Origin of the sequence: Klebsiella sp. M5al, assembly GCF_002090195.1 — a bacterium.
GTDB lineage: Bacteria > Pseudomonadota > Gammaproteobacteria > Enterobacterales > Enterobacteriaceae > Klebsiella > Klebsiella grimontii.
In genome coordinates this window covers 5,573,247-5,592,765 of record NZ_CP020657.1, presented here as the reverse complement: position 1 = coordinate 5,592,765, position 19,519 = coordinate 5,573,247, and the positions used below count along the sequence as shown (strand labels likewise).

The following is a 19,519-nucleotide window of genomic DNA, read 5'->3' as shown; positions in this document are numbered from 1 at the left end:
ATGTTTCAGGCGTGACGTGCGCCGAGCGGAAGTTTTTGATTATTAGCAGGCTTAACAATCAAAGTAAGCCATACCGAGACGAAAAGCGCCACTCCCATAAAAATGTACGAGGCTGACGGGCTGCCGGTGGTGCCGTTCAGGTAGCCGACAAACCATGAGCCAAAGAATGAACCCAGCGCGCCCATGCTGTTAATCAGCGCCATGGCGCCCCCGGCGACGTTACGCGGCAGCATCTCGGGAATGATGGCGAAGAACGGCCCGTAGGGGGCGTACATCGCCGCGCCGGCAATGACCAGCAGGGTATAAGAGACCCAGAAATGGTTAGCGCCGACGGCCCAGGAGCCAATAAACGCGAAGGCGGCAATCAGCAGCAGCGGCCAGACGAATAGCTTGCGGTTCTGCATTTTATCGGAGGCCCAGGAGACCACGATCATGGCGATGGTTGCCGCCAGGTAGGGGACGGATGAGAGCCAGCCGACCTCGACCATGCCCATATTCTCGCCGCCGCTGCGGATAATTGACGGCAGCCACAGCACGAAACCGTAAACCCCGATGCTCCAGGCGAAATATTGCATGCACAGCAGGACCACGTTACGCGAGCGGAAGGCCTCACCGTAGTTGCGCACCGGTTTGATACCCTGCTGTTCGCGCTCCAGCTGCTCCTGCAATGCGGCCTTTTCGCTTTCCGCCAGCCAGTTGACCTGAGACGGTTTATCTTTTACCAGCACCCACCAGCAGAAGGCCCAAATCACCGCCGGAACGCCTTCAATAATAAACATCTCCCGCCAGCCGAAAGCCTGAATCAGGTAGCCGGAGACCACCGACATCCACAGCACCGTCACCGGGTTGCCGAGGATCAGGAAGGTATTGGCGCGCGAGCGTTCGGATTTGGTAAACCAGTTGCTGATGTATATCAGCATCGCCGGCATGACTGCGGCCTCGACCACGCCAAGGATAAAGCGGATCGCCGCCAGCGCGGGAATATTGTGCACCATCCCGGTCAGTGAGGCGCAGGCACCCCACAGGATCAGGCAGATGAAAATGAGTTTACGTACGCTGCGGCGTTCGGCATAAATCGCGCCGGGGATCTGAAAGAAGAAGTAGCCGAGGAAGAACAGCGCCCCCAGAAGGGAGGAGATACCTTTGGTGATCCCCAGGTCTTCAGTAATTCCGGCCGCCGAAGCGAAGCTGAAGTTAGCGCGGTCGAGGTACGCCAGGCTATACGTGATAAACACGATAGGCATGATGTACCACCAGCGTTTTGTTGCATTCGTTGAACTATTCATAGGTTTGCCTCTGTGAGTGAGGTGACGCTCATCATAGAAAAGATCCGTTACGCCGCGCTGCTGGTAGGGTACAGAACGGCCTGACGTTGTGCTGAATCGACTTACTCGCCCAGCGCCTCGCGCGTGGGTAATCCTTCGCTATCGCCCTGAACCTGAATGGCCAGTGAGCCGATTTTGTTTCCGCGTTTCACCGCCTGCCGCAGCGGTTTTCCTTCCAGCAGGGCGCTAATCACGCCGACGGCGAAACCATCGCCCGCGCCGACGGTATCGACGACGTTATCCACTTTTATCGCCGCCACGGCTCCCTGTTCGCCGTCGGCGGTTTTATACCAGGCGCCGTCGGAACCGGTTTTAATGATGACCGCACGCACGCCGTGGCCGAGGTAAAAGTCGGCGATGGCTTCTGGCGTTTGTAGGCCGGTCAGAATCATGCCCTCTTTTAAACCCGGCAGAACCCAGTCGGCCTGAAACGCCAGCTGGTTAAGCTTCTCGACCATCTCGGCTTCGCTTTTCCACAGCGTGGGCCGCAGGTTGGGGTCGAACGAAATCGTTTTTCCCTGCGCTTTCATCGTGTGCGCCGCGCGCTCCAGCAGGGCGTATGAGCTTTCCGACAGCGCGGCGGCCACGCCGCTTAAGTGCAGATGCCGGGCGCCGGCGAAGTATGATTCATTAAAATCCTCCGGCGAAAGATGGCTGGCGGCGGAGCCTTTGCGGAAATACTCCACGATGGGATCGGTTCCATTTTCGACTTTAGATTTCAGCTGAAAGCCGGTAGCGTAGCGGTCATCGATGCTCACGCCGCGGGCGTCGATTCCCTCTTTCGCCAGCGCGTTGAGGACGAAGCGGCCAAAGCTGTCCTTGCCGACGCGGCTTACCCAGCCGACGCTCAGGCCGAGGCGGGCCAGTCCGGTCGCCACGTTCAGCTCCGCGCCCGCGACGCGCTTCATAAAGTGCTCTACAGCAGACAGCTCGCCGGTCTCGGTGGCGACAAACATCGCCATGGCTTCGCCTATCGTGATGACATCTAACGCTTTTTGCATAATTTAATCCTCGCGCAGCAGGTTGACGTAGCGGCGGGTCACGGCCGTCAGGTCATGGCCAGTCAGCGGAAATTCAATCCCGCGCGGGGCATCGGCGGGCAGGTTATCGAGCAGCGCCAGCCAGCGCCCGGAGGCTTCATCCGGCGGCACGGCGCGAAAGTGCGAATGGTGCGGCTCAGCCGCCTTAACATGAATATAGCTGACGGCCGGGGCCAGGTGGCGCGCGGCCTCTTCCGGCGAGTCGCCGACCCATAGCCAGTTGCCCATATCAAAGGTGAGAGTGATCGGCAGCTGGTTAACCCGGCAGGCGGCTTTGAAGCGCTGCATCGGCGCCAGCTGGCCGCAGTCGGTTTGATCGTTTTCCACCACCAGCGCCATGCCGCTCTCGCGCAAAATATCGCGCAGGGTTTCCAGGCCATGGTGGTGGGTAAAATGGCCCAGCGAGAGCTTTAGCCACAGCGCGTTAAGGGTTTGCGCTTCCTGTAAAAGATCGGAAAGATGGGGGTTAAGCGCTCCGTCTGCGGCAAACAGGGCTTCCGGCGCGGAATAGCAAACCAGCAGGCCGCGGCGCTCAATATCGGCGGCCAGCTCCGCCAGGCGGTTCAGCTCATCCGCGCTGAACAGTTCCCGGCGGATCTCTACGCCGTCGGCGCCGGAACCGGCGATAAAGGGCAGTACGGCGGACTGCCCGCCCAGCGCTTTAACATGGTCATTCCCGTACGCGGCGGTCACGACAATAATCTTTCTGGCCATTCCAATACTCCCGACGATAATCTGATGCGTTGTTTATTACGCTAGATGGTATCGGTTCCAAAGCAAAGGCCAGGATGTCTAATTTATGATCGCCATCACGAAGGATCGTTAGCGGGAGGTGGAGCCTCTGACGATCAGCTCGCCGGAAAACACCCGTTCGCGGACCGGGTCGTTGCTGCCTTCAATCCGGCGCACCACCTGTTCGACGGCGGCGAAGCCAATCTGCCAGGTCGGCTGTTTAAGGGTGGTGATCCCCACGCCCGCCAGTTCGGCCCACTCCAGCTCATCGAAGCCCAGCAGGCCGATATCGCTGCCCCAAATCAGGCCAACGCGTTTAAGCGAGCGCGCCACCTGCAGGGTCAGCGCGCCGTTGGCGGAAATCACCGCCTTGCGCATGCCGCGATGGTGGGAGTGGAAATGGCGCAGGACGTTATCGAGCATCGCGCCATCATTCAACGGTACTTCGGCGTTTTCCGCGATGATACCGCTGTGGCGCTGTAGTGTCTGGCGAAAGGCGCTCAGACGCTCGCGGCGGGTATTGACCGAGCCAAGGGGTTCGCTGAGGAACAGCAGGGCTTCGAAACCTTTTTCCACCAGGTGTTCGGTGGCGGTAGTGGCGGCCTGAGTATTATCGAGGCCGACGACATCGCAGGCGAATTCCGGAATCTTGCGGTCGATAAGCACCATCGGCAGCGCCGACTGCTGCAGGCGGTTCAGGCCGTCCTCGCGCATCCCGACGGCGTTGACCACGATCCCTTCCACCTGGTAGCTGCGCAGCAGATCGAGGTAGTGCAGCTCCTGGTCCAGCTCGTTGTTGGTATTACATACCAGCAGGGTGAAACCCTTTTCGCGACAGGCGGCTTCAATGCCGCTGAGCACGTTGACCGAGTAGGGGTTGGTGATATCGGCGATGATCAGGCCAATCAGCCGGGTGCGGCCATGCTTCAGGCCGCGGGCCATCAGGCTGGGACGATAGTCGAGCTCGGCAATGGCTTTTTCAATCCGCCCCAGCAGATCGTCGGAAAGCAGATGCTTTTCGCCGTTCAGATAGCGTGAAATGCTGGTTTTGCCGGTCTGTGCGGCTTTCGCCACATCGCTAATGGTTGCTCGCGCCGCTTTCGCCATGGTGGCTTCCTTTGCTGAAATCTGCACACACCTTAGCGCGAAAATTCGCTATATCAAGCATTTTGCCCGGCGACTCACCGGGCAAAGCGGGCATTACTGCAGCGGGCTGAGGGTAATTTCGACGCGGCGGTTCTGCGCTTTACCTTCCGCGGTGCTGTTGCTGGCGATCGGATTCGCCGGACCCATGCCGGTAGTGCGGATGCGGTTAGCCGCTACGCCCTGGGTGATAAGCGCGCTGGCGACGCTCTCCGCGCGCTGCTGAGAAAGACGCATATTCAGATCCTGGCTGCCGGTGCTGTCGGTGTAGCCAACCACGTTAACGGCGGTTTTCTCATACTCTTTTAGCACCATCGCTACCCCGGTCAGGGTATTGGCGCCCGCCGGTTTCAGGTTGGCGCTGCTGCTATCGAAGGTCACATTGTTTGGCATGTTCAGCACGATATTGTCGCCGTTTCGCGTCACGCTGACGCCGGTTCCCTGCATTTTCTCGCGCAGCTTCGCTTCCTGCACGTCCATATAGTAACCAATGCCGCCGCCCAGCGCCGCGCCGGCCGCCGCGCCGATCAGCGCGCCTTTGCCGCGGTCATGTTTGGAAGAAGAGAGCACCCCTACGCCTGCGCCGACTAACGACCCAATGCCCGCGCCGATCCCGGATTTACCCGCTTCGCGCTCCCCGGTGTAGGGGTTGGTGGTACAGCCAGAAATAGCCAGTGCGCCGCTAACGACAGCCGCAATCATGAGTACGCGTTTTTTCATCTTATTTCCTTAATCCTTTTTATTCTTTGCCACAGCGACCGTGACGGTTGATTATGACGCGCGAAACCGGAGAAAATTCCGCAGAGAGCATCTCAATTTGTAAATAACATTGAACGGCTGAATAACGTGCCGTCACCACACCTGCTATCGCTGACCAGGAGCCCGCATTGCCAACCTCATCCGCCACCAAAACTATCCTCACCGCAGCCCACTGGGGGCCCATGCTGGTCGAAACCGATGGCGAGAACGTCATCTCATCGCGGGGGGCGCTTGATACCCCTTTCGCCAACTCGCTGCAAAGCGCCGTGCGCGATCAGGTGCATAGCAAAACCCGCGTACGGTACCCGATGGTACGTAAGGGGTTTCTCGCCTCGCCTGAAAGCCCGCAGGGCGTGCGCGGGCAGGATGAGTTTGTGCGGGTAAGCTGGGATCGGGCGCTGGATCTGATTCACACCCAGCACCGCCGAATTCGCGAAAGCTACGGCCCGGCGTCGATTTTTGCGGGCTCCTACGGCTGGCGCTCAAACGGCGTGCTGCACAAAGCGGCGACCCTGCTCCAGCGCTATATGAGTCTGGCGGGCGGCTATACCGGACATCTGGGCGATTATTCCACCGGCGCGGCCCAGGCGATCATGCCGTACGTGGTTGGCGGTAATGAGGTTTATCAGCAGCAGACCAGCTGGCCAATGGTGTTGGAACATAGCGATGTGGTGGTGCTGTGGAGCGCTAACCCCTTAAATACGTTAAAAATCGCCTGGAACGCTTCCGACGAACAGGGTATTCCGTGGTTCGACCGTCTGCGCCAGAGCGGGAAACGGGTGATCTGCATCGATCCGATGCGATCGGAAACGGCGGAATTCTTTGGCGACGCGGCGGAGTGGATCGCCCCGCATATGGGCACTGACGTCGCCCTGATGCTCGGTATCGCCCATACGCTGGTCGAAAACAGCTGGCAGGATGGCCCATTTTTGGCCCGCTGCACCAGCGGCTATGACGTTTTCGCCCGCTATCTGACCGGCGAGAGCGACGGAACGGCAAAAACGGCGGAATGGGCGGCGGCGATCTGCGGCGTCAGCGCGGATAAAATTCGCGAACTGGCAAAACTTTTCCACGAAAACACCACCATGCTGATGTCCGGCTGGGGCATGCAGCGCCAGCAGTTTGGCGAACAAAAACACTGGATGCTGGTGACCCTTGCGGCCATGCTCGGCCAGATCGGCACCGAAGGCGGGGGGTTTGGCCTTTCCTATCACTTTGCCAACGGCGGCAACCCTACGCGGCGTGCGGCGGTGCTGGGCTCAATGCAGGGTAGCGTGGCGGGCGGTACCGACGCGGTAGAGAAAATTCCGGTCGCGCGCATCGTTGAAGCGCTGGAGAACCCCGGCGCCGCTTATCAACATAACGGGATGGAGCGTAGCTTCCCGGATATTCGCTTTATCTGGTGGGCGGGCGGCGCCAACTTTACCCACCATCAGGATACCAACCGGCTGATCCGCGCCTGGCAAAAACCGGAGCTTATTGTGATTTCAGAATGCTTCTGGACCGCGGCGGCGCGCCATGCCGATATCGTCCTGCCCGCGACGACCTCGTTTGAACGCAACGATATGACCATGACCGGGGATTACAGCAACCAGCACCTGGTGCCGATGAAGCAGGTGATCGCGCCGCGCGATGAAGCGCGCGATGATTTCGCCGTTTTTGCCGACCTCAGCGAGCGCTGGGAAGCGGGCGGGCGGGAGCGCTTCACCGAGGGTAAAAACGATCTGCAGTGGCTGGAGACGTTTTACCAGATTGCCGCCCAGCGTGGGGCGCAGCAGCAGGTTACGCTGCCGCCGTTCGCCCAGTTCTGGCAGGATAATCAGCTGATAGAAATGCCGGAGGAGCCCGCAAACGCACGCTTTGCCCGCTTTGCCGCCTTCAGGGCCGATCCGCAGGCGAACCCGTTGAAAACCGCCAGCGGTAAAATTGAGATTCACTCGCCGACCATCGCCGGGTATGCCTATCCGGATTGCCCGCCGCATCCGATGTGGCTGGAGCCGGACGAGTGGCATGGCAATGCGCAGGAAGGTCAGCTTCAGGTGCTGTCAGCGCATCCGGCGCACCGCCTTCACAGCCAGCTCAACCATACGTCGCTGCGCGAGCGCTACGCGGTGGCGGGCCGTGAACCGTTAACCCTTCATCCGCGCGATGCGCAGGCGCGCAATATCGCCGATGGCGATCTGGTGCGGGTATGGAATTCACGCGGTCAGGTGCTGGCTGGCGCGGTAGTGACCGACGGTATCCGCCCTGGGGTTATCTGCCTGCATGAAGGAGCATGGCCCGACCTTGACCCTCAGGCGGGGATCTGCAAAAACGGTGCGGTGAACGTGCTGACCAACGATATTCCGACATCGCGGCTGGGCAACGGCTGCGCCGGAAATACGGCGCTGGCCTGGCTGGAAAAATATACCGGTCCCGAGCTTACGCTGACGGCATTTGATCCGCCGACCAATGCATAATCCAGGTCGGATGCTGGGTTTCATCCTGCCATGCGCAGTCTTCAATGCGGAAGCCTTGCGCATGGTAGAAATTCACCGCCTGAACGTTTTTCTGGTACACCTCAAGGGTTAGCCAACCGTAGTGTTTTTTGACTTCGCCAATCAGCGCGCTGCCGATACCCTGCCTGGCGGCATCCGGCGCGACGAACAGCGCGCCGATGAAGCGAGACTCCATCACGCTGATAAAGCCCTTCAGCACGCCGTCCTGCTCCCATACCCAGGTTTGGGCGGAGGGCAGGTAAACGTCGCGCACTATCGCCAGACTGTCATGCCAGTAGCTTTCGGCGATAAACGGGTGGGCGTGGATCGTACTCTCCAGCCACAGTTCAAGCAGCGGGCCGGTTTCGTTAGCGTCCCAGTTGCGGATCATCCTGGCCTCCTGAGCGACAGAAACAGCCGGTGACGTGGTCGTTGACCAGACCGCAGGCCTGCATAAAGGAGTAGCAGATCGTTGAACCGACAAACTTAAACCCCCGTTTTTTCAGCGCTTTTGACAGCGCGTCAGAAGCCGGAGTGGTTGTCGGGATCTCCGCCAGCGCGGCGGCGGTCGTCACCTGGGGATGATTATCGACGAATGACCAGACGAAATCTGCGAAAGGCTCGCCATTTTCCTCCATCGCCAGAAAGGCCCGGGCGTTGCCGATGATGGCCTGAATTTTCCCGCGATGGCGAATAATACCGGCATCGAGAACCAGACGTTCAACATCTTCTTCGTCCATTGCCGCGACGCGAACCGGGTCAAACTGGTGAAAGGCGCTGCGGTAGTTTTCACGCTTTTTCAGTACGGTGATCCACGACAGTCCGGCCTGCTGGCCCTCAAGACAAATCATCTCAAACAGCTTGCGGGGATTCTTTTCAGCGACGCCCCACTCGTTATCGTGGTACTCAATGTATAAAGGATCCTGACTGACCCATCCGCAACGTTGCATCTGCCTCTCCCTTTTGTCATAAAAATCAGCCGGGCAACTTGACGGCTGAAAGATAAAGATAATAGTTAATACAGGGTTATTATCCCCAAAACAGGGATAGGGCACCCCATAAAAAAACACAGCAACCTTGCCGTTTCGGCTCTTTTTGGAGTCGCATTAATGATAATAAAGAAATGCAATGGCCTCCGGGGATTCCTGGTCCCGGCGTACGTATCCGTCTGGGCGTCGTGTGTTGCCGGTGCGAATGCCTGGCAACAGGAATATATCGCTATCGATACAAAAAGTAATACTGCGGAACGCTATACATGGGACAGCGATCACCAACCGCGCTATGAAGATATTCTCGCGGAGCGGATAAATGCGTCCGACGATCCTTCCGGGCTGGCGTTTAACCAGGCGGTATCGCCGCCGGACAGCGCTCGCGGCATGAGCGTGGGCTGGAATTTCTCCTTGGTCGACGGCGTGACCTCCGGCCCGGTAGCCAGTTTACATTCCGACCTGACGTCCCCCCCGTTTACCCGTAATGCGGCCGGAACCGGCTACGTGAATACGCTGGGCTGGCGGGTAGATTATCAGAAGCTATGGGGTGTACATCCGTGGGCCCAGGTGAGCTATAACCAGGGATTTACGGCTGATGCCGGCGGGCAGAATCGCGCGCAGGACGGTGCCTGGCGGGACGTGACTTTTGGCGCCGATATGTCGCTCAACTCTCATCTTGCCGCCTGGGCGGCGCTGTCGCAGGCGGACAATCTGCCCACTGGGGCAAATTATCTCTACTTAATGGGCGTGAGCGCCAATTTTTAATTTATTCGTCATGCTTCAAGCGGCAGATGCGTTGGCCGCGCTTGAAGCAACTCGAATTATTTAGGCTAAATATGTAGCATATTTGATACGTTTAATTTACTTCATCATTACAGTAATGACGCATCTTCCGGCGGTAGCAGGTACTCACTTTTCAATGAATATTTAAGGCGTGAATATTTTTCACTGTCATTCATTCCGCCTTTAGTGCATTTCATTCCGCGGTGACGGCAGTTCATGCCTTTTTTCCCCAGCCTTAAAGGGGACTTCGTTATGGTGGCGGCAGTTAATTATTCAGGACAACTGCTATGAACGCTGCAAACCGTCAATACACCCGCTGGCTTACGCTGCTTGGCACTATCATTACGCAATTTGCGCTGGGATCGGTTTATACATGGAGTTTGTTCAATAGTTCGCTTTCCGCCAAGCTGGACGAACCGGTCAGCCAGGTGGCGTTCTCATTCGGCCTGTTAAGCCTCGGCCTGGCGCTCTCCTCATCCGTGGCGGGCAAATTACAGGAACGTTTCGGCGTCAAACGCGTCACCATGGCGTCCGGCGTTCTGCTGGGCCTCGGATTCTTCCTGACCGCGCATTCAAACAGCCTGATGATGCTGTGGCTGAGCGCGGGCCTTCTGGTCGGGCTGGCCGACGGCGCCGGCTATCTGCTGACGCTGTCGAACTGCGTCAAATGGTTCCCGGAACGTAAGGGGTTGATTTCTGCTTTCTCTATCGGTGCTTACGGGCTTGGCAGCCTGGGTTTCAAGTTTATTGATTCCCATCTGCTGGCGACGGTCGGTCTGGAAAAAACTTTTATTATCTGGGGCGCAATCGTGCTGGTGATGATCGTTTTTGGCGCGACGCTGATGACAGACGCGCCGAACCATACCGCCTCCGCGTCCAATGGCGTGGTCGAAAACGACTTCACCCTCGCCGAATCGATGCGTAAACCTCAGTACTGGATGCTGGCGGTGATGTTCCTGACCGCCTGCATGAGCGGCCTGTACGTGATTGGCGTGGCGAAAGATATTGCCCAGGGGATGGTGCATCTCGATGTGGCGACGGCAGCCAACGCGGTGACGGTGATTTCTATCGCTAACCTGAGCGGCCGTCTGGTTCTGGGCATTCTGTCGGATAAAATGTCGCGCATCCGGGTGATTACCATCGGACAGGTCGTTTCGCTTATCGGTATGGCGGCGCTGCTGTTCGCGCCGCTGAACGCCACGACTTTCTTCGCCGCCATCGCCTGCGTGGCCTTTAACTTCGGCGGCACGATTACCGTCTTCCCATCGCTGGTCAGCGAGTTCTTTGGCCTCAATAACCTGGCGAAAAACTACGGCGTGATTTATCTCGGTTTCGGTATCGGCAGCATCTGCGGTTCGCTGATTGCTTCCCTGTTCGGCGGTTTCTACGTGACCTTCTGCGTCATCTTTGCGCTGCTGATTCTTTCCCTGGCGCTGTCGACGACGATTCGCCAGCCGAAAAGCGAAATTTACCACCAGGCTCATGCCTGAAAGCGGGCGTTATCACGGCCCCGATGATTAATCACCTAAGCTAATAGTGCCAATCCAACCAAATGTTTTGTAAATGTTTGGTTGGATCACATTCCCTCCTGATACTTTTTCCTTCCGCTGTGGTCTACTTATCGCGCTTTGTAGAGGTTTCTTATAACCAAGCTAAACGCACTTTATTAACCTGCTTACTTATATCGCTTAAGTCGGGCGGTTTTATCTCTTCGTTTTCCAGGTTTTTTGCATGAAATACATTAAAACGATGACGCAGCTGAAGCTCAGTATCTGGCTGGCGCTGTACATCGGCTGGTTTATGAACGCTGCCGTATTCTTCCGCCGCTTTGAAGGGTACGCTCAGGAGTTTACCATCTGGAAAGGACTCTCAGGTGCAGTTGAGCTGATTGGGACCTTTCTGGTCACCTTCTTTCTGCTGCGTATTTTGTCGCTGTTTGGCCGCCGGGTCTGGCGCATCCTCGCGACCATCGTCGTACTATTCTCCGCCGCCGCCAGCTATTACATGACCTTCCTGAACGTGGTGATCGGCTACGGGATTATTGCCTCGGTGATGACCACTGACATCGACTTGTCCAGAGAAGTTATCGGCTGGCACCTGATTCTCTGGCTGGTGTTGATGAGCGCGCTGCCGCTGGTGCTTATCTGGAGCAACCGCTGCCGCTTCACGCTGCTGCGTCAAATTCGTACGCCCGGCCAGCGGATGAAGAATATTACTATCGTGCTGCTGGCTGGCCTGATGGTTTGGGGGCCAATTCGTCTGCTGGAGGTTCGCCAGAAGAACTTCGAGCGCAGTTCCGAAGTCGATCTGCCAAGCTATGGCGGGGTGGTGGCTAACTCCTACCTGCCGTCTAACTGGCTCTCAGCGCTGGGGCTTTACGCGTGGGCGCAGGTGGATGAGTCTTCCGATAATAAATCCCTGATCAATCCGGCGAAAAAATTCACCTACGTTGCGCCGCAAGGCCTGGATGATACTTACGTGGTGTTTATCATCGGCGAAACCACCCGCTGGGACCATATGGGCATCCTGGGCTATAACCGCAATACCACGCCTAAGCTGGCGCAGGAGAAAAACCTGGTCGCTTTCCGCGGATACTCCTGCGATACCGCCACTAAGCTGTCGCTGCGCTGTATGTTCGTTCGTCAGGGCGGGGCGGATGATAACCCGCAGCGGACGCTGAAAGAACAGAACGTCTTTGCCGTCCTCCACCAGCTTGGCTTTAGCGGCAACCTGTACGCCATGCAGAGCGAGATGTGGTTCTACAGCAACACGATGGCGAACAACATCGCCTATCGCGAGCAGATTGGCGCTGAGCCGAGTAACCGCGGCAAGAGCGTTGACGACATGCTGCTGGTAGATGAAATGAAGCGCGGGCTGGCGAAGAATCCCAGTGGTAAGCACCTGATTATTCTGCATACCAAAGGGTCGCACTTTAACTATACCCAGCGCTATCCGCGCAGCTTTGCCCAATGGAAGCCGGAGTGCGTTGGCGTCGATAATAAATGCTCGAAGGCTGAGCTGATTAACTCGTACGATAACAGCGTGACCTACGTCGATCACTTTATCGTCAGCGTGCTGGATCAGCTGCGGGATAAGAAGGCGATTGTTTTCTATGCAGCCGACCATGGCGAGTCCATCAACGAGCGCGAACACCTGCACGGGACGCCGCGCAAGATGGCGCCGCCGGAGCAGTTTCGCGTGCCGATGCTGGTGTGGATGTCGGATAAGTATCTGGAGTCGCCTGACCACGCAGCCTCCTTTGCGCGCCTGAAACAGCAGGCGGCAATGAAGGTACCGCGTCGTCACGTCGAGCTGTATGACACCATTATGGGCTGTCTTGGCTATACCTCGCCGGACGGCGGGATTAACCAATATAACAACTGGTGCCACGTTCCTGACGCTGCGGCGAAGAAGGAGTAGCAGAGTGGCGAGTTTCTCGCCGCTTGAGCGAATTTTTCATAATAAGGCATTGACGGGTGTGTATCGCAGCAGTAAGATGCGCCCGCATTCGGTGATTGGCGCAGCCTGGTAGCGCACTTCGTTCGGGACGAAGGGGTCGGAGGTTCGAATCCTCTATCACCGACCAAATTCGAAAAGCCTGCTCAACGAGCAGGCTTTTTTGCGTCTGTCGCCGGTACAGGTGCCCAGCACCGCCTCCGGGAAATTCAGCTGCTCTGCGCTCTGCTCCCCGGGGGCGGCGCTTGACGCGCCTTGCCCGGGCTACGGGTTCACCGCTGTCTGCGGGCCGGTCGCGCGGAGAGGTGCCCAGCACCGCCTCCGGGAAAATGCGCTCTACCTAAGAGTGTCAGAAAACTCGCCCATTACCCTTTCCTGCCGCCAATTCCCTGTTTTGTGACATCTTCCATTGTATTTTTTTATATATACTCCGATCTTTTTTCGCGAAGCTTATGGATAACTTCAGCATTTTCCGCTGTGCGTTTTAACGTTCACGCTATTTATCGCTCACATATTGGTCACATCGCAAGAAATTTTTACCATTTGGCATAATTGCTTATCACTGGCTGCCGGAAAATATTAAGGCGTTTATTCTGCGTACTGGCCGCTAGCATAAATTTCTCTGCTGGAAATAGCGCTTTGCACTTTTTTTAATCTTTGCCTGCCGATTCTCACCCCGGATGTAAAACCAGGTTGGCTGTATTGACGTTTCCCCATTCTGTTGACAGATTGTAGGGCATGAGGGGCATTTCATGGAGAATCCGTACTGCAACTCAGTCGTTTTTGCGAAAGGAATCCCCATCTCTCTCAATGCCTTCGGGCACCACCGACCGGACCGGGTAAAACATAAATAAAGGTCTGGCGGATATATGCAAACAACATCACATTTGGAGCAGAATAATGAGTATTTCCTTGAAAAAATCAGGGATGCTGAAGCTTGGTCTGAGCCTGGTTGCCATGACCGTTGCAGCAAGCGTACAAGCGAAGACCCTGGTTTATTGTTCAGAAGGTTCGCCGGAAGGCTTTAACCCGCAGCTCTTCACCTCTGGTACCACCTATGACGCCAGCTCAGTGCCGATTTATAACCGCCTGGTAGAATTCAAAACCGGCACCACGGAAGTGATTCCGGGCCTGGCTGAGAAATGGGAAGTTAGCGAAGACGGGAAAACCTATACCTTCCATCTGCGTAAAGACGTGAAGTGGCAGGATAATAAAGATTTTAAACCGACTCGCACGCTGAACGCCGATGACGTTGTCTTCTCTTTCGACAGACAAAAAAATACCAACAACCCGTACCATAAAGTGTCTGGCGGCAGCTATGAATACTTTGAAGGCATGGGGTTACCTGACCTGATTAGCGAAGTGAAGAAAGTGGACGATAATACCGTCCAGTTCGTGCTGACCCGTCCGGAATCGCCGTTCCTTGCCGATCTCGCCATGGACTTCGCCTCTATTCTGTCAAAAGAGTATGCCGACAACATGCTGAAAGCCGGTACGCCGGAGAAAGTGGACCTCAACCCAATCGGTACCGGCCCGTTCCAGCTGCTGCAGTACCAGAAAGACTCCCGTATTCTCTATAAAGCCTTCCCGGGCTACTGGGGCGTCAAGCCGAAAATCGATCGCCTGGTCTTCTCCATCACCCCTGATGCTTCCGTGCGCTACGCTAAGCTGCAGAAAAACGAATGCCAGATTATGCCGTACCCGAATCCGGCAGACATCGCGCGCATGAAGCAAGACAAGAACATCACTCTGCTGGAGCAGCCGGGCCTGAACGTGGGCTACCTCTCTTTCAATACCGAGAAGAAGCCGCTGGATGATGTCAAAGTTCGCCAGGCGCTGACCTACGCGGTAAACAAAGAAGCGATTATCAAAGCCGTTTACCAGGGCGCAGGCCAGGCCGCGAAGAACCTGATCCCGCCGACCATGTGGGGCTATAACGACGACATTAAAGATTACACTTACGATCCAGAGAAAGCGAAAGCGCTGCTGAAAGAAGCCGGTCTGGAAAAAGGCTTCACCATCGACCTGTGGGCAATGCCGGTACAGCGTCCGTATAACCCGAACGCGCGCCGTATGGCTGAGATGATTCAGGCTGACTGGGCTAAAGTTGGCGTCCAGGCCAAGATCGTCACTTACGAGTGGGGTGAATACCTGAAGCGCGCGAAAGCGGGCGAACACCAGACCGTCATGATGGGCTGGACCGGCGACAACGGGGATCCGGATAACTTCTTCGCCACCCTGTTCAGCTGCGCGGCGGCAAAAGACGGTTCTAACTACTCCCGCTGGTGCTACAAGCCGTTTGAAGATCTGATTCAGCCGGCTCGCGCCACCGATGACCACAACAAACGCATTGAGCTGTACAAACAGGCTCAGGTCGTGATGCACGATCAGGCTCCGGCGCTGATCGTCGCTCACTCCACCGTCTATGAGCCGGTGCGTAAAGAGGTCAAAGGCTACGTGGTCGATCCATTAGGTAAACACCACTTCGATAACGTCTCTATCGAATAATAACAGCGTGTTTCCCCTCTCCCCGCCTTGGGGAGAGGGAATTGACATTTGTGAGCAATACAGACGTCCTGTCACCAGGCGGGCCGTCTCCAGAGAGAATCCGGGTTATGTTGCAGTTCATTCTCCGACGTTTGGGACTTGTCATCCCAACATTTATCGGTATTACCCTTCTCACTTTCGCCTTCGTTCATATGATCCCCGGCGACCCGGTGATGATTATGGCGGGCGAACGTGGTATTTCCCCTGAACGTCACGCGCAGCTGCTGGCCGAAATGGGCCTCGATAAGCCAATGTGGCAGCAGTACGTCAACTATATTTGGGGCGTGATGCACGGTGATTTGGGCATCTCGCTGAAAAGCCGTATTCCCGTCTGGGAAGAGTTCGTGCCGCGCTTTAAGGCCACCATGGAGCTGGGCGTCTGCGCGATGATTTTTGCCATCATCGTCGGGATCCCGGTGGGAGTGCTGGCGGCGGTCAAACGCGGCTCTATCTTCGACCACACCTCCGTAGGCCTCGCGCTGACCGGCTATTCCATGCCTATCTTCTGGTGGGGGATGATGCTGATCATGCTGGTGTCGGTACAGCTTAACCTGACGCCGGTTTCCGGACGTATCAGCGATACCGTCTTCCTTGACGATACCCTGCCGCTGACCGGATTTATGCTGATCGATACCGCGATTTGGGGCGAGCCGGGCGACTTTATTGATGCGGTGATGCATATGATCCTGCCCGCCGTGGTGCTGGGGACGATTCCCCTGGCGGTGATCGTGCGTATGACCCGTTCGTCGATGCTGGAAGTGCTGGGCGAGGATTATATCCGTACCGCGCGCGCGAAAGGCCTGACGCGGATGCGGGTGATCGTCGTTCATGCTTTACGCAACGCGATGCTGCCGGTGGTCACGGTTATCGGCCTGCAGGTCGGTACGCTGCTGGCGGGGGCTATCCTGACCGAAACCATCTTCTCCTGGCCGGGCCTTGGCCGCTGGCTGATTGATGCGCTGCAGCGCCGCGACTATCCGGTGGTGCAGGGCGGGGTGCTGCTGGTGGCGACGATGATTATTCTCGTCAACCTGCTGGTCGACCTGTTGTACGGCGTGGTGAACCCGCGTATCCGGCATAAGAAGTAAGGGGCCATCATGTCACAAGTTACTGAAAATAAAGTTGTCGCCGCACCGGTGCCAATGACCCCTTTGCAGGAGTTCTGGCACTATTTTAAACGCAACAAAGGCGCCGTCGTGGGGCTGGCCTACGTCGCGGTGATGATTATCATCGCCGTCTTCGCCAACTTCATCGCGCCCTATAACCCGGCGGATCAGTTCCGCGATGCGCTGCTGGCCCCGCCGTTCTGGCAGGAAGGCGGCAGCGTAACCCACCTGCTCGGCACCGATGACGTCGGTCGCGATATCCTGTCGCGCCTGATGTACGGCGCGCGCCTGTCGCTGCTGGTTGGCTGTCTGGTGGTGGTGCTGTCGCTGATCCTCGGCGTGGTGCTCGGCCTGATTGCTGGCTATTTTGGCGGCGTGGTTGACTCGGTCATTATGCGCGTTGTCGATATTATGCTGGCCCTGCCGAGCCTGCTGCTGGCGCTGGTGCTGGTGGCCATCTTCGGCCCATCCATCGTCAACGCCTCGCTGGCGCTAACCTTTGTCGCCCTGCCGCACTACGTGCGTCTGACCCGCGCCGCGGTGCTGGTGGAAGTCAACCGCGACTACGTGACCGCTTCTCGGGTGGCGGGCGCGGGGGCGATGCGTCAGATGTTCATCAACATTCTTCCCAACTGCCTTGCGCCGCTGATTGTTCAGGCGTCGCTGGGCTTCTCTAACGCCATTCTCGATATGGCCGCTCTTGGCTTCCTTGGCATGGGTGCGCAGCCGCCGACACCGGAGTGGGGCACGATGCTCTCCGATGTGTTGCAGTTCGCGCAGAGCGCCTGGTGGGTCGTCACCTTTCCGGGTGTCGCTATCCTGCTGACGGTGCTGGCATTTAACCTGATGGGTGACGGTCTGCGTGACGCGCTCGATCCCAAACTGAAGCAGTAAGAGGTTCGAGATGGCGTTATTAAATGTAGATAAACTCTCGGTGCACTTCGGCGACGAAGGGACGCCGTTCCGCGCCGTAGACCGCGTAAGCTACAGCGTAAACCAGGGCGAAGTGGTCGGTATCGTCGGCGAGTCCGGCTCGGGCAAATCGGTCAGTTCGCTGGCGATTATGGGGCTGATTGACTATCCCGGCCGGGTGATGGCGGAAAAGCTGGAGTTTAACGGTCGCGACCTGAAGCGCATTTCCGAAAAAGAGCGTCGCCAGCTGGTGGGCGCGGAAGTGGCGATGATCTTCCAGGACCCGATGACCAGTCTGAATCCGTGCTATACCGTCGGCTACCAGATTATGGAAGCCATCAAGGTCCATCAGGGCGGTAATAAGAAAACGCGTATTCAGCGGGCGATTGACCTGCTGACGCTGGTGGGGATCCCCGACCCGGCTTCACGTCTCGATGTCTATCCGCACCAGCTTTCCGGCGGCATGAGCCAGCGCGTGATGATCGCGATGGCGATTGCCTGTCGGCCAAAGCTGCTCATTGCCGATGAACCCACGACGGCGCTGGATGTCACCATTCAGGCGCAGATCATCGAGCTGCTTCTGGAGCTGCAGCAGAAAGAGAATATGGCGCTGATCCTGATTACCCACGATCTGGCGCTGGTGGCCGAAGCGGCGCACAAAATCATCGTCATGTACGCCGGCCAGGTAGTGGAAACCGGCGATGCGAAGGATATCTTCCGCGCCCCGCGCCACCCCTATACGCAGGCGCTGCTGCGCGCGCTGCCGGAGTTCGCTCAGGATAAAGCTCGCCTCGCCTCGCTGCCGGGCGTGGTGCCGGGTAAATATGACCGTCCGAGCGGCTGCCTGCTCAACCCGCGCTGCCCGTATGCAACGGACAAATGCCGCAGTGAAGAACCTGAACTGAACCTGCTTAACGGCGGTCGTCAGTCAAAATGTCATTACCCACTTGATGATGCCGGGAGGCCAGGGCTATGAGTACGCATGAGGCCACCACGCAACAGCCTCTGTTGCTGGCCACCGATCTGAAGAAATACTATCCGGTGAAGAAGGGGCTATTTGCGCCGGAACGCCTGGTCAAAGCGCTGGACGGCGTCTCGTTTACCCTTGAACGCGGTAAAACGCTGGCGGTCGTGGGGGAGTCCGGCTGCGGTAAATCGACGCTCGGCCGTCTGCTGACGATGATTGAAATTCCCACCGGCGGCGAGCTCTATTATCAGGGACAGGATCTGCTTAAGCACGATCCGCAGGCGCAAAAGCTGCGCCGGCAGAAAATCCAGATTGTCTTCCAGAACCCCTACGGTTCGCTAAACCCGCGTAAAAAGGTGGGGCAGATTCTGGAAGAGCCGCTGCAGATCAACACCAGCTTAAGTAAGGAGCAGCGCCGGGAGAAAGCGCTGGCGATGATGGCCAAAGTGGGCCTGAAAACGGAACACTACGACCGCTATCCGCATATGTTCTCCGGCGGCCAGCGTCAGCGTATCGCCATCGCCCGCGGTCTGATGCTTGACCCGGACGTGGTGATCGCCGACGAACCGGTCTCCGCGCTGGACGTTTCGGTGCGCGCGCAGGTGCTGAACCTGATGATGGATCTGCAGCAGGATCTGGGGCTTTCTTACGTCTTTATCTCCCACGATCTGTCGGTCGTGGAGCACATCGCGGATGAGGTGATGGTGATGTACTTAGGCCGCTGTGTAGAGAAAGGGTCGAAGGATCAAATCTTCAACAACCCGCAGCATCCGTACACTCAGGCGCTGCTATCGGCTACGCCGCGCCTGAACCCGGATGACCGCCGCGAGCGCATCAAGCTGACCGGCGAACTGCCGAGCCCGCTGAATCCGCCGCCGGGCTGCGCGTTTAACGCCCGCTGTCGTCGCCGTTTTGGCCCATGCACCCAGCTTCAGCCGCAGCTGAAGGATTACGGCGGCCAGCTGGTGGCCTGTTTTGCCGTCGATGAAGATCAAAACGGCGAGAAGCCGCTGAGCTGATTGAGACCGCTGATAACCAAAGCCGAAGCCTGCGCATCGGCTTTTTTTTAGCCATTATTCAGCGCCGATGGAACAATCTACAACGAACAATGACGCTGCCGTACGCCAGAGGAAATGTTATCGCTGAAAGTTAAGCTAACTCCATGAATATATTTTATTTTATCATCATTATTGCTTTTCTGGTTGCGCATAAGCGGCAAGAGTGATTCACAAAACTGTTCTTTGTTGTTCGGTCAACGCTTTATATTCCTGGTTTTTAGATAA

The 19,519-nt window shown here is 57.2% G+C and carries 16 protein-coding genes and 1 tRNA gene; 10 read left to right on the top strand and 7 right to left on the bottom strand.

The window, feature by feature from the left end; genetic code table 11:
* Positions 1–5: 5 nt before the first annotated feature.
* The 5 genes from BWI76_RS26955 to BWI76_RS26935 form a co-directional block, all read right to left on the bottom strand.
* Positions 6–1,286: an MFS transporter gene (locus tag BWI76_RS26955; protein ID WP_004126424.1), complete on the bottom strand. Its 1,281-nt coding sequence runs from the start codon at positions 1,284–1,286 to the stop codon at positions 6–8.
* Positions 1,287–1,387: 101 nt separating this feature from the next.
* A complete protein-coding gene (locus BWI76_RS26950; protein WP_024359755.1) occupies positions 1,388–2,326 on the bottom strand; it encodes a sugar kinase in 939 nt (312 codons plus the stop codon).
* A gap of 3 nt (positions 2,327–2,329) precedes the next feature.
* Positions 2,330–3,079 carry a sugar phosphate isomerase/epimerase family protein gene (locus tag BWI76_RS26945; protein ID WP_004137816.1) on the bottom strand — a complete coding sequence of 250 codons (750 nt, stop codon included), beginning with the start codon at positions 3,077–3,079 and terminating at the stop codon, positions 2,330–2,332.
* A 108-nt stretch (positions 3,080–3,187) separates the two neighbouring features.
* Positions 3,188–4,204, bottom strand: a complete 1,017-nt coding sequence (locus BWI76_RS26940; RefSeq protein WP_004137817.1) for a LacI family DNA-binding transcriptional regulator — start codon at positions 4,202–4,204, stop codon at positions 3,188–3,190.
* A gap of 93 nt (positions 4,205–4,297) precedes the next feature.
* Positions 4,298–4,960, bottom strand: a complete 663-nt coding sequence (locus BWI76_RS26935) for an OmpA family lipoprotein (protein WP_004126414.1) — start codon at positions 4,958–4,960, stop codon at positions 4,298–4,300.
* Between the two features lie 167 nt (positions 4,961–5,127).
* On the opposite strand from BWI76_RS26935, the gene BWI76_RS26930 reads away from it, so the two are divergent.
* Positions 5,128–7,458 (top strand): molybdopterin guanine dinucleotide-containing S/N-oxide reductase, encoded by a 2,331-nt coding sequence (locus tag BWI76_RS26930; RefSeq protein WP_004137818.1) that lies wholly within the window; start codon positions 5,128–5,130, stop codon positions 7,456–7,458.
* Here the strand turns inward: BWI76_RS26930 and BWI76_RS26925 are convergent.
* Positions 7,421–7,867 carry an N-acetyltransferase gene (locus tag BWI76_RS26925; RefSeq protein WP_004137819.1) on the bottom strand — a complete coding sequence of 149 codons (447 nt, stop codon included), beginning with the start codon at positions 7,865–7,867 and terminating at the stop codon, positions 7,421–7,423. The two genes, BWI76_RS26930 and BWI76_RS26925, sit on opposite strands and share 38 nt — an antisense overlap.
* Entirely contained in the window at positions 7,845–8,426 is a 582-nt protein-coding gene (gene tag / locus BWI76_RS26920) for a DNA-3-methyladenine glycosylase I (RefSeq protein ID WP_004137820.1), read from the bottom strand. The genes BWI76_RS26925 and tag overlap by 23 nt, the downstream gene beginning before the upstream one ends.
* A 159-nt stretch (positions 8,427–8,585) precedes the next feature.
* Here tag and BWI76_RS26915 point away from each other — a divergent pair, with 159 nt between their 5' ends.
* The 9 genes from BWI76_RS26915 (at position 8,586) to dppF (ending at position 19,255) form a co-directional block, all read left to right on the top strand.
* On the top strand, positions 8,586–9,230 hold the full coding sequence (locus BWI76_RS26915; protein WP_049086997.1) for a hypothetical protein: 645 nt from the start codon (positions 8,586–8,588) through the stop codon (positions 9,228–9,230).
* A 305-nt stretch (positions 9,231–9,535) separates the two neighbouring features.
* Complete coding sequence (locus tag BWI76_RS26905) at positions 9,536–10,738, top strand: MFS transporter (RefSeq protein WP_004137821.1); 1,203 nt, start codon at positions 9,536–9,538, stop codon at positions 10,736–10,738.
* A 241-nt stretch (positions 10,739–10,979) separates the two neighbouring features.
* Positions 10,980–12,668: a kdo(2)-lipid A phosphoethanolamine 7''-transferase gene (eptB, locus tag BWI76_RS26900; protein WP_004137822.1), complete on the top strand. Its 1,689-nt coding sequence runs from the start codon at positions 10,980–10,982 to the stop codon at positions 12,666–12,668.
* An 89-nt stretch (positions 12,669–12,757) separates the two neighbouring features.
* A tRNA-Pro gene (locus BWI76_RS26895) sits at positions 12,758–12,834 on the top strand.
* Positions 12,835–13,604: 770 nt separating this feature from the next.
* Positions 13,605–15,212 (top strand): dipeptide ABC transporter periplasmic-binding protein DppA, encoded by a 1,608-nt coding sequence (gene dppA / locus BWI76_RS26885; RefSeq protein WP_004132647.1) that lies wholly within the window; start codon positions 13,605–13,607, stop codon positions 15,210–15,212.
* 107 nt (positions 15,213–15,319) lie between these two features.
* Entirely contained in the window at positions 15,320–16,339 is a 1,020-nt protein-coding gene (gene dppB / locus BWI76_RS26880; protein WP_004126390.1) for a dipeptide ABC transporter permease DppB, read from the top strand.
* A gap of 9 nt (positions 16,340–16,348) precedes the next feature.
* Positions 16,349–17,251 (top strand): dipeptide ABC transporter permease DppC, encoded by a 903-nt coding sequence (dppC, locus tag BWI76_RS26875; RefSeq protein WP_004126388.1) that lies wholly within the window; start codon positions 16,349–16,351, stop codon positions 17,249–17,251.
* Positions 17,252–17,261: 10 nt separating this feature from the next.
* Positions 17,262–18,245: a dipeptide ABC transporter ATP-binding protein gene (gene dppD / locus BWI76_RS26870; protein WP_004126385.1), complete on the top strand. Its 984-nt coding sequence runs from the start codon at positions 17,262–17,264 to the stop codon at positions 18,243–18,245.
* Positions 18,242–19,255: a dipeptide ABC transporter ATP-binding subunit DppF gene (gene dppF, locus BWI76_RS26865; RefSeq protein WP_024359761.1), complete on the top strand. Its 1,014-nt coding sequence runs from the start codon at positions 18,242–18,244 to the stop codon at positions 19,253–19,255. The genes dppD and dppF overlap by 4 nt, the downstream gene beginning before the upstream one ends.
* The last annotated feature ends 264 nt before the right edge of the window (positions 19,256–19,519 follow it).